The following is a 4197-nucleotide window of genomic DNA, read 5'->3' as shown; positions in this document are numbered from 1 at the left end:
CCTCCACCACCCTTCGGGCGGTCCCCCTCCCCCAACGGGGGAGGATTGGTCATGATCGGGCGTCTGAGAGGCGTGCTGGCCGAGGTCGGGGAGGCGGACTGCCTGATCGACTGCGCCGGGGTGGGCTATGTCGTGTCGTGCGGGGCGCGGACCCTGGGCCGGCTGCCGGCGCCGGGCGACGAGGCCACGGTCCATGTCCATTCGCAGTGGAGCGAGGACGCGGGGCCGCGCCTGTACGGATTTCTGACGCGCGACGAGCGGCGGGCCTTCACCACCCTGCTGGCCATCCAGGGCGTGGGGCCGAAGGCGGCGCTGGCGGTGCTGGACGTGTTGCCGCCGGGCGAACTGGCGGGGGCCGTGGCGCGCGAGGATAAGGCGGCGGTGGCGCGGGCCAATGGCGTGGGCCCCAAGCTGGCGCTGCGGATCGTCACCGAGCTGAAGGGCAAGCCGCTGGGGGATGTCAGCTTCGCGCCCACGGCGCCGGGCGTTCATGTCGAGATCGCGCCGCCCCCGCCGTCCCTGACCGGCGAGGCGGTCTCGGCCCTGCTGGGCCTGGGCGTGGCCGAGGTCAATGCGCGCCGGGCGGTGGATCAGGCCCTGATCCGGCTGGGCGACGAGGCGGAACTGCCGGCGGTGATCCGGGCGGCCCTGCAGGAGTTGGGGCGGTGATTTTGGAGTGGCGAGTGGCTGCCGAGTGGGAGGTGGGGGCTGAGTGGCGAGTGACGAGTGGCGAGTGGCGAGTGAATAGTGAGCGCAGGGGTGAGCGATCCTGTGTGAACCTGGACCGGTCGTCGCTCACTTCTTGCTCACTAGCACTTCTCACTCCTCGCCACTCGCCACTCGTCACTCGTCACTCGGCCCCCACTCGCCACTGCGATCAACCATGACCCGCATCATCTCTCCAGAAGCCGAAACGGGCGAAGCCTTCGACCGCGCCCTGCGGCCCCAGACCCTGTCCGAGTTCGTCGGCCAGTCACAGGCCAAGGGCAATCTGAAGGTCTTCATCGACGCCGCGCGCGGCCGGTCAGAAGCGCTGGACCATGTGCTGCTGTTCGGACCGCCGGGACTGGGCAAGACGACTTTGGCGCAGATCGTGGCGCGCGAGCTGGGGGTGGGGTTCCGGGCCACATCCGGCCCGATCCTGGCCAAGGCGGGGGATCTGGCGGCGATCCTGACCAACCTGGAGCCGCGCGATGTGTTGTTCATCGACGAGATCCACCGGCTCAGCCCGAACGTCGAGGAGATCCTGTATCCGGCCATGGAGGACCATGTGCTGGACCTGATCATCGGCGAGGGGCCGTCGGCGCGGTCGGTGCGGATCGACCTGGCGCCCTTCACCCTGGTGGGGGCCACGACCCGGGCGGGCCTGCTGGCCACGCCGCTGCGGGACCGGTTCGGCATTCCGTTGCGGCTGGAATTCTACAGCCCCGACGAGCTGACGGCCGTGGTGCGGGGCACGGCGCGCAAGATGGGCGCGGCCATCGACGAGGCCGGTGCGCGCGAGATCGCGTCGCGGGCGCGGGGCACGCCGCGGATCGCCGGGCGGCTGCTGCGCCGTGTGCGCGACTTCGCCTCGGCGGACGGCGCCGAGACCATCTCGAAACTGGTCGCGGCGAAAGCCCTGGCCCGGCTGGAGGTGGACGAGGCCGGGCTGGACAGCCTGGACCGGCGTTTCCTGAAGGCCCTGATCGAAAACTACGGCGGCGGGCCGGTGGGCATGGACACTCTGGCCGCCGCCATCGCCGAGGCGCGCGACGCGGTCGAGGACGTGATCGAACCCTATCTGCTGCAACAGGGCTTCATCATGCGCACCCCGCGCGGCCGCATGGCCTGCGCCAAGGCCTACGCACACCTGGGCCTGAACGCGCCGCCGCCGCCCGCCGCCGGGCCGGTCCCGGGCGACCTGTTTGAATGAAGTTCGCGTTCGATCCGGGCAAGGATGCGAGCAATCAGGAGAAGCATGGGCTGTCTCTGGCCGCCGTCGAGCAGGGAGACTGGACCGCCGCCTTCATCGCCCTGGACGACCGTTGGGACTACGGCGAGTTTCGGTGGTATGCTTATCTGCCGATCAAGGGTCGGGTTCACGTCGCCGTCTATACCGAACGAGACGATGTGATCTGGATGATCAGTCTCAGGCGGGCCAATCCCCGCGAGGTCAGAAAGTATGACGAACTCCGCACCGTTTGATCCTGTCGATGACGACAACCCCGAGCTGACCGACGCCGACATCGCGCGTATGCGTCCGGCGCGTGAGGTGTTGTCTCCGGAAACCTATGCCCGCCTGACCGGGCTGAGTGAGGTGGGGTTGAGGCTGCCCGCCGCAACCATTCAGGCTTTCGCCGAAGAGGGCGAGGATTGGCGCGAGCGGATGGCCGATGCGCTGACGGAAGCGGCGCGCAAGAAGCGGGCCGCCTGATCGGGGCCTGATCGCCGCCGATCTCCAATAGGCGGTTGCCAAGCGGGGCGGGCGGAGGTTTGCTGTCGGCGAACCGGAGCCGTCACATGATCCTGCGCACCCTGGCTGTCCTGGCGGCCGTCTCCGGCCTGACGGTCCTGGCCCCGCCTGCAAAGGCTGCGGCGCCCGTGTTCACGGATGCCCCCTGTCCGACCGACTGGCCCACCGGCGTGCGCGAGGTGCGGTGCGGGACCCTGACGGTGGACGAGGCGCGCGACGGCTCGACCGACCGGCGTATCGGGGTGGCGGTGGTGATCCTCAAGGCCAGCACGCCCTACAAGGACGCCTCGGGCCAGGCCCTGCCGCCCATGGTGATGTTCCACGGCGGACCCGGCGGGGCGCTGACGTCGGGGGCGGGAAACATCCTGCGCGCCCTGTCGCGGCGTCCGGACCTGATGGCGGTCGATCAGGACGTGATCCTATTCGACCAGCGCGGGGGCGGCGAGAGCGATCCGTCTATGGACTGTCCCGGCGTCGAACTGACCGACGCGGGGCCGCCGTCCGATGCGGATCGCGACGGGCTGATCGCCTGTCTGAAATCCTATCAGGCGCAAGGCGTGGATCTGCGCTGGTACAACGCCGCCGCCATCGCCGACGACGTGCGCGACATGACCCAGGCGCTGGGGCTGACGAAGATCGACCTGTGGGGCGGCTCCTATGGGCCGCGCATCGAGGCCGCCGTCATCACCCACCAGCCCCAGATCGTGCGCGCTGCGGTGATGGACAGCCACTGGCCGCCCGAAGGCAACTGGGCCGTGGGGACGCCGGAACAGGTTTCGACGGCGGTGCGGCTGGTCCTGGCCAAGTGCGCCGCCCAGGCCGACTGCGCCGCGCGGCATCCGGACCTTCAGGCGCGGTTCGAGGCCGAGGCGCGGCGTTGGCTGGCGGGACCGGTGACGGGCGAGGACGGCCAGACCTTTACGATCGACGACCTGTCGGCCTTCCTGATGGACACGACCTACAGCGGCCGGGGCGTGCGGCGTCTGCCCGCCGATCTGGAGAAGATCATCGCCGGCGACCTGACGCCGGTGGCCGAGATCGCCGAGGACCGCACCTATTATTTCGAAGGCCAGCACATGGCCCACCTGTGCAAGGAGGAGCTGCCGTTCGAATCCAGGGCGCGGCTGGCGGCGGGCGCGGCTGGAGACCCCGTGGCGCAGGTGCTGGTCCCGTCGCTGTCGCGCCTGTTCGACGTCTGCGCGGCCGTGGACGTGGGGGCGGCCGATCCGGTGGAGAACCTGCCGGTCAAGACCGACATCCCGACCCTGTTCGTCGCCGCCGAGATCGATCCGGGCTGCCCGCCGGCCCTGACCCAGGCGGCGGCCCAGGGCTATGCGAAAAGCCAGGTGGTGATCGTCACCAATGCGACCCATGGCGTGATCAACGCCAGCGCCTGCACCCGCCGCATGGCGCGCGACTTCCTGCGCGATCCGTCCGCGCCGGTGGATCGCACCTGCCTGCCGGCGGCGAATACGCCGCTGGATTTCATTGAGGACGACGCCCCGGCCGGATGATGCGACGCCGAATCCAGAACCACGAGACCTGGTTTGTTGTTGCCGCGGCGGTCGCCCTGATCGCCGCCGCCGTGGGCGTGTGGGCCATGACGCACGGGACGCGGGTCGCGCAGCCGGAATCGCCGATCCACCGGGCTGAACGCCAGATCCGCCAGCAGCTGGGGGCGGGGGCCGAATTGCGCTATTCCGAGATCGGCCAGAGGCGGGCGGTGTGCGGCTATGTGGGGC

General features: G+C 70.0%; 5 protein-coding genes and 1 pseudogene. All 6 read left to right on the top strand.

Annotated elements, in window-relative coordinates; translation table 11 throughout:
* Positions 1-51: 51 nt before the first annotated feature.
* Positions 52-669 (top strand): Holliday junction branch migration protein RuvA, encoded by a 618-nt coding sequence (gene ruvA / locus ER13_RS16445; protein ID WP_008261054.1) that lies wholly within the window; start codon positions 52-54, stop codon positions 667-669.
* 214 nt (positions 670-883) lie between these two features.
* Positions 884-1915 (top strand): Holliday junction branch migration DNA helicase RuvB, encoded by a 1032-nt coding sequence (gene ruvB, locus ER13_RS16440; protein ID WP_035311034.1) that lies wholly within the window; start codon positions 884-886, stop codon positions 1913-1915.
* Positions 1912-2187, top strand: coding sequence for a BrnT family toxin (locus tag ER13_RS16435; RefSeq protein ID WP_035311033.1), 276 nt, complete (start codon positions 1912-1914; stop codon positions 2185-2187). Before ruvB ends, ER13_RS16435 begins: the two co-directional genes overlap by 4 nt.
* Positions 2165-2416, top strand: a complete 252-nt coding sequence (locus ER13_RS16430) for a BrnA antitoxin family protein (RefSeq protein ID WP_035311027.1) — start codon at positions 2165-2167, stop codon at positions 2414-2416. The genes ER13_RS16435 and ER13_RS16430 overlap by 23 nt, the downstream gene beginning before the upstream one ends.
* 86 nt (positions 2417-2502) lie before the next feature.
* Complete coding sequence (locus tag ER13_RS16425) at positions 2503-3969, top strand: alpha/beta hydrolase (protein WP_035311025.1); 1467 nt, start codon at positions 2503-2505, stop codon at positions 3967-3969.
* A pseudogene (locus ER13_RS16420) lies at positions 3969-4197 on the top strand (hypothetical protein); the annotation flags it as partial. The gene ER13_RS16425 and the pseudogene ER13_RS16420, both read left to right, overlap by 1 nt.

The sequence above is a fragment of the Brevundimonas sp. EAKA genome (assembly GCF_000698025.1).
Taxonomy (GTDB): Bacteria; Pseudomonadota; Alphaproteobacteria; order Caulobacterales; family Caulobacteraceae; genus Brevundimonas; species Brevundimonas mediterranea_A.
This window is presented reverse-complemented; position numbering and strand designations above follow the sequence as displayed.

Excerpts from the sequence above, each read along its gene's own strand:
- ruvA (WP_008261054.1), top strand. The coding sequence starts at position 52 with ATGATCGGGCGTCTGAGAGGCGTGCTGGCCGAGGTCGGGGAGGCGGAC.
- ruvB (WP_035311034.1), top strand. The coding sequence starts at position 884 with ATGACCCGCATCATCTCTCCAGAAGCCGAAACGGGCGAAGCCTTCGAC.
- ER13_RS16435 (WP_035311033.1), top strand. The coding sequence starts at position 1,912 with ATGAAGTTCGCGTTCGATCCGGGCAAGGATGCGAGCAATCAGGAGAAG.
- ER13_RS16430 (WP_035311027.1), top strand. The coding sequence starts at position 2,165 with ATGACGAACTCCGCACCGTTTGATCCTGTCGATGACGACAACCCCGAG.
- ER13_RS16425 (WP_035311025.1), top strand. The coding sequence starts at position 2,503 with ATGATCCTGCGCACCCTGGCTGTCCTGGCGGCCGTCTCCGGCCTGACG.